Here is a 5,643-nt window from a genome sequence, read left to right on the forward strand (position 1 = left end):
ATGGCGTTTTAACAACAGTGAAATAAAAGTTCAAATTTCCATTTTGAAACAATTGGTAATAGATAATTTATCCTAGTTATCTAGGACAGCCCCAAATATTTTTCTTCATAAGTATTATGTTACTAACAAAACAATACGTCAACATAAACGGTTCTTAATCAAACTTTCTCAGCATTTACACAACAAGCAGCCTGTAACTCACCTTTCTGACTTCAAGCTGCCTGCCTCTCTACCCGTTCTGCAAGCAGTAGAGATAGCGGTAATAGCCCTCTTCCCGCGCCAGCAGCTCTTCATGCGTTCCGGCTTCTACGATTTGCCCTTTGTCCATGGCGATAATGCGGTGCGCCATGCGTACGGTGGACAGGCGGTGGGCGATGATGAGTACGGTGCGGTTGCGGCAGATGGCCTGCATGTTCTGCATAATGGCGCGTTCGGATTCGTAGTCCAGCGCGCTGGTGGCTTCGTCGAAAATCAGGATGCGCGGGTCGCTGATCAGGGCGCGGGCGATGGCGATGCGCTGGCGTTGGCCGCCGGACAGGCCGGCACCCTGTTCGCCGACTTCGGTGTCGTAGCCTTCGGCAAGTTCCATAATAAAGTCGTGGGCGCCGGCGAGCTTGGCAGCCTGAATAATGCGCTCGAGCGGCATGCCGGGGTCGGCCAGGGCGATGTTGTCGCGCACGCTGCGGTTGAGCAGTACGTTTTCCTGCAGGACGACGCCGACCTGCCGTCTGAGCCAGGCGGGATCGGCCAGGGCCAGATCGTTGCCGTCCACCAAAACGCGGCCGCGCTCGGGTACGTAGAGCCGTTGGACGAGTTTGGTCAGGGTGGATTTGCCGGAGCCGCTGCGCCCGACAATGCCGAGTACTTCGCCGGCGCGGATGTCGAGATTGAGATCGCGCAGGATTTCGGCGCCGTCGGGGCGGTAACGGAAGGAGACGCGCTCGAAGGTGATGCGGCCTTGGATGTCGGGCAGAGCCAGGCGGGAAGAAGGGTTTTCGGTGGGGCTGTTGAGAATGTCGCCGAGACGGGAAACGGAAATGCCGACCTGCTGGAAGTCCTGCCACAGCTGCGCCAGCCGGATAACGGGGGCGGCCACCTGCCCGGCCAGCATATTGAAAGCGATGAGCTGGCCGACGGTAAGCTGCCCGTCGATCACCAGCCGCGCGCCCAGCCACATGGTGGCAACGGTAACCAGCTTTTGGATGAGCTGCACGCCCTGCTGGCCGATAGTGGCCAGGCGGGTAACACGAAAGCCGGAAGAGACATAGGCGGCAAGCTGCTGATCCCAGCGGCGGGTCATCTGCGGCTCGACGGCCATGGCTTTGATGGTGCCGATAGCGGTAACGGATTCGACGAGAAAAGACTGGTTGTCGGCATTGCGGGCGAATTTGTCGTTCAGACGGCTTCTGAGCAGCGGGCTGATGGTGGCCGACCAAAAGGCATACAGCGGCAGGGAAACCAGCACAATCAGGGTAAGCCGGCCGCTGTAGTACCACATCACCAGCAGGAAGATGAAGGAAAAACACAAATCCAGCACGGATGTGAGCGCCTGGCCGGTGAGAAAGCTGCGGATTTGCTCCAATTCGCGCACACGTGCCACGGTATCGCCGACACGGCGGCGCTCGAAATAGGCCAGCGGCAGCGACAGCAGGTGGCGAAAGAGCCGCGCGCCCAGTTCCACATCGATGCGCGAAGTGGTATGGGCGAAGATATAGGTGCGCAGCCCGCCCAAAACCACATCAAACAGGCTGACCGCCAGCAGGCCGACGGCGATTACGTCCAGCGTGGAAAAGCCGCGATGCACCAGCACTTTGTCCATCACCACTTGGAAAAACAGCGGGGTAATCAGGGCAAACAGCTGGATAACGACGGAAACCACCAGCACTTCCAGCAAAATGCGCCGGTATTTGACCACGGCGGGGATAAACCAAGTGAAATCAAACTTGGCAAGCTGGCCGAGCACCGACGCGCGGGAAGCAACTGCAATCACCGTGCCCGAATAGCGTTCGGCAAACTGCGCTTCATCGAGCACGGCGGTTTTCTGTCCGGCCAAATCCTGAATCAGATAGCGGCCGCCGTCGATTTTGGCGAGCACAAAGTGCTGCCCGTCTTCGCGCCACACCAAAACCGGCAGCGCCATCAGGTGTAGCCGTTCGGCCTTATGCTTTACCGGCTTGGCTTTCAGGCCGAGGCTTTTGGCCGCCAGCAGCCATTGGTCGAGCGACAAATCGGCGCTGCCGCTGCCGAAGCGGTGGACGATGTCGGCCGGATTGGCGGCAATGCCGTGAAAGTGGGCGAGCAGAATTAGGGCAGAAAGAGCAGGGTGAGAAACAGTATCAAAAGTCTGCATAATAGGATTGCGAGTCAGAATAAATGAATCAGAACAATTTATCGGGATGATAAATACTAGTAGTTTGGAATAAAACGAACAGCTGACTTTCAGAATGATTAAACCAAATTATTTTATGGTATTTTGTTTGATGATACGCCTCTACTGTTTGACTTTTTTAATGATGCTTTTTTCAGCACCCTTGTGACAACTATACCATTTCCACTATTCGCAGTTTCCGACACGATGCCTTCAAGGCGGGCAAAGCGTTCCCGTTCACTACCACCATCAAGCAAACCGGCATGGTGCAACAGTTCGGCGTAAGACGACAGCCAAGCATAGCGGGTCTCCGCGAGTTTCTGCTGCGTTTCCGATTCGGCCTGCCTCGCCTGTACCACCTGCAGGATGGTACTCAAACCAAGACCAAGACCTTTTTCCGCAGCTTGGAATTTGGCGCGATTGGTCTCCAGCAAACGTTCTTGAGCTTTGCTCTGATACCACTGTCCAACAGTATCGAGATAGGCGCGGCTGACAGCTTGGCGGATCCTGCGTTCGGCTGCTTCTACCTGCATGTTGCTTTGATTGAGGCGGGCAGCAGCTTCTCGGCTTTGGCTGACGGTAAGGCCGCTATTGAAGAGAGGAAGGGTAAGCTGCACAGATACGGTAGCACCACGGCTGCGGTAGTTTTGGCCGCGACCGCCATATTCCTGGCGGCTATGATAATCCTGATAACCGGCTGACGCGCTAAGACGGGGTAAATGGCGGGCTCTGACTTCAGACAGAGCAATACGGGCATTAGCAGCAGCCAACCGCTGTACGGCCAGTTCGGGATTATTACGGTCAGCGTTTTCCTGCCAATAGGTCTGAGGTCTATCTTGAAGAATATCCGGTAGCGGCGAGGGAAATGCGGGAGCTTCGGCTTCGCGGGCATCGAGGCCGGTCATCTCGGAAAGAGTGCTACGTGCAAGCTGTAGCCGGTTGAGGGCAGCCATTTCTTTGGCAACAGCGGCATCATAACCGGACATGGCTTCCTGCACATCAATTTTGGTGGCTGCACCGGTTTGGAACATGGCCTGTGCCTGCCGCACCTGTTGTTCGAAAGCCTGCCGTTCATCTCGGACCGCAACCAGCTGCTCCTGTGCAGATAAAACATCGAAATAGGCACGGGCAGCCTGAAAGGCGGTTTCGGAAGCTGCATGGCGTAGTTGGAAATTAGCGCTTTGTGCAGTAATTTTTCCCTGTTTGTATTGCAACCATCTGCCGCGATCAAACAAAGCCTGCTCGGCCTGAATGCTCCAACCTCTGCTGCGGGTACTGGCAGAAACAGACTCCGGCTGATGCTGATGGAGAACATTAGCATTGACCTGGGGCAACAGCGCAGCACGTGCTTGGATAGGCTTCTCCTGTGCGGCTTTGCTCTCGTAAACAGCGGCAGCGTAGTCCGCAGAATGTCGCTCAGCGGCAGCAATAGCGTCGCCGAGAGTGAACGCACAGGCAGGAGCCAACATAGAGGAGAAGAAAAAAACAGAAGAAAAAAATCTAGCTAACATAATGGTATAAGTAGTCAGTCAATATTGAGGGCACAGCTTTAGAATATTTATTGAAAGACAGTAGAAAATAATTTGATTCGTCTCAGACAAATAATGTAAATATAATTTAATTATCAAATAAATATTCAAACAGAAAACGTACTACGCATATCGGTCGAAATACTACTCTTACCAACGTAGAGGCCGTCTGAAAACCGTCTTTCAGACGGCCTTTCCCGTGCGTTGCAGCAGCTCGGCGGCGAGTTGGCGGTAGGCCAGCGTGCCTTTGGCTTTGGGGTCGTAGGCCAGGGCGGGCATGCCGTGGCTGGGGGCTTCGGCCAGGCGGATGTTGCGCGGGATGGTGGCAGAGAAGAGTTTGCCGCCAAAGTGGCGGCTGAGCTGCTCGCCCACTTCCACGGCCAGGCGGCTTCGGTTGTCGAACATGGTGCGCACGATGCCGAGGATGTCGAGCTTGGGATTGACGGCCTGGCGGATTTTGCGCACGGTGGCGACGAGGTCGGAGATGCCTTCGAGGGCGTAGTATTCGCACACCATCGGCACGATGACGCCGTCGGCGGCGACAAGGCCGTTGAGGGTGAGCAGGGTGAGGGTGGGCGGGCAGTCGATGAGGACGTAGTCGTAGTCGTCGGCCACTTCGGCCAAGGCGTTTTTCAGACGCATTTCGCGGGCGATTTCCTGCACGAGTTCCACTTCCGCGCCCGCCAGCGCGCGGTTGGCGGGCAGGACGCGGTAGCCGCCGGCAGGGCTTTCGGATACGGCTTCGCGCACGCCGGTTTCGCCGAGCAGGACATGGTAGACGCCTTTGGCGATGGCGGTTTTGTCGACGCCGCTGCCGGTGGTGGCGTTGCCCTGCGGGTCGAGATCGACGACGAGCACGCGCATGTTTTCCGCCGCGAGCGAGGCGGCGAGGTTGACGGCGGTGGTGGTTTTGCCCACGCCGCCTTTCTGGTTGGCGACGGCGATGACGTATGCGCTCATGACGGTTTCCGGTCGGGTTGGAAAGGGGGCGGATTGTACCGTTATTTGCGGCCGTCTGAAACGGCACTCGGGCGCGGCGCGGCGGTGCTCTGCGCTTTCAGACGGCCTTAGCGCCCCGCGGGCGGAAGGTCTATAATGGCGGCTGTTTTTTGCAGAGGAATCCGTATGATGATGAAAAAATACCTGCCTGCTGCCCTCTTGGCGGCGGCGCTGGCGGCCTGCGGCGGCGGTGAGCCTGCCGCCGATGCGGCGCTGATGCCGCCCAAACCGGGCTTTACCGTGAAGTTTATCGATATTGCGGTGCTCGCGCCGAAACTGCCTTTGGGTGAGCCGGTAATCAGCGAAGGGGAACACGGCGAAAAGACCTACCGCTATCCGGTCAAAGGGTTGCCGGAGGGCAATTTCGTCGCGTTTACGGGCAAGTTTACGGAAAATATGCACGAGTTGAACGGGCAGTGTATGGAGGATGCGGCGGCAGGCTGGGCGGTAGGCGGCGTGTGCCGCGATTTGTTCGACAAGTTAACCGCCGCGATTACCGCCAAGCCCGACGAGGTGGGGAAATATATGCTGGAACACGCGGGCTTGCAGCCTGTGTCGGAGCAGCAGACTTACGCGGCGGTGCAGGACGGGCGTTTTGTTTTTGATGCCGACAGAAAGGGAATGTTTTCGCTGCGGCGCAGGCACTAGGGTCTGTTGACATTCAATTTTTCACAGTATCATACAGATATGACCAGATATACCCTATCCGATGCCCAGTGGGCAGCCATCGAACCGCTTTGTCCGGGT

The 5,643-nt window shown here is 56.8% G+C and carries 4 protein-coding genes and 1 pseudogene; 2 read left to right on the top strand and 3 right to left on the bottom strand.

All coding sequences use genetic code 11. From position 1 onward, the window contains the following. Positions 1-76 (top strand): annotated as a pseudogene (locus tag ACLD9W_RS11915) (IS1595 family transposase); the annotation flags it as partial. A 153-nt stretch (positions 77-229) separates the two neighbouring features. Here ACLD9W_RS11915 and ACLD9W_RS11920 read toward each other — a convergent pair. From ACLD9W_RS11920 to ACLD9W_RS11930, 3 genes are all read right to left on the bottom strand, one after another. Next, the gene (locus ACLD9W_RS11920) at positions 230-2,350 is read right to left on the bottom strand and encodes a type I secretion system permease/ATPase (RefSeq protein ID WP_410842220.1); all 2,121 of its coding nucleotides are present in this window, start codon (positions 2,348-2,350) and stop codon (positions 230-232) included. A gap of 113 nt (positions 2,351-2,463) precedes the next feature. Then, a complete protein-coding gene (locus ACLD9W_RS11925; RefSeq protein ID WP_410842221.1) occupies positions 2,464-3,879 on the bottom strand; it encodes a TolC family protein in 1,416 nt (471 codons plus the stop codon). A gap of 201 nt (positions 3,880-4,080) precedes the next feature. Further along, positions 4,081-4,857, bottom strand: a complete 777-nt coding sequence (locus tag ACLD9W_RS11930) for a ParA family protein (protein WP_410842222.1) — start codon at positions 4,855-4,857, stop codon at positions 4,081-4,083. Between the two features lie 165 nt (positions 4,858-5,022). Between ACLD9W_RS11930 and ACLD9W_RS11935 the strand changes: the two genes are divergently transcribed. After that, a complete protein-coding gene (locus tag ACLD9W_RS11935) occupies positions 5,023-5,544 on the top strand; it encodes a hypothetical protein (RefSeq protein ID WP_410842223.1) in 522 nt (173 codons plus the stop codon). Positions 5,545-5,643 lie beyond the last annotated feature (99 nt).

Source organism: Neisseria sp. WLZKY-1, assembly GCF_046546535.1.
Classification (GTDB): Bacteria; Pseudomonadota; Gammaproteobacteria; order Burkholderiales; family Neisseriaceae; genus Neisseria.

Excerpts from the sequence above, each read along its gene's own strand:
- ACLD9W_RS11920 (WP_410842220.1), bottom strand. The coding sequence starts at position 2,350 with ATGCAGACTTTTGATACTGTTTCTCACCCTGCTCTTTCTGCCCTAATT.
- ACLD9W_RS11925 (WP_410842221.1), bottom strand. The coding sequence starts at position 3,879 with ATGTTAGCTAGATTTTTTTCTTCTGTTTTTTTCTTCTCCTCTATGTTG.
- ACLD9W_RS11930 (WP_410842222.1), bottom strand. The coding sequence starts at position 4,857 with ATGAGCGCATACGTCATCGCCGTCGCCAACCAGAAAGGCGGCGTGGGC.
- ACLD9W_RS11935 (WP_410842223.1), top strand. The coding sequence starts at position 5,023 with ATGATGATGAAAAAATACCTGCCTGCTGCCCTCTTGGCGGCGGCGCTG.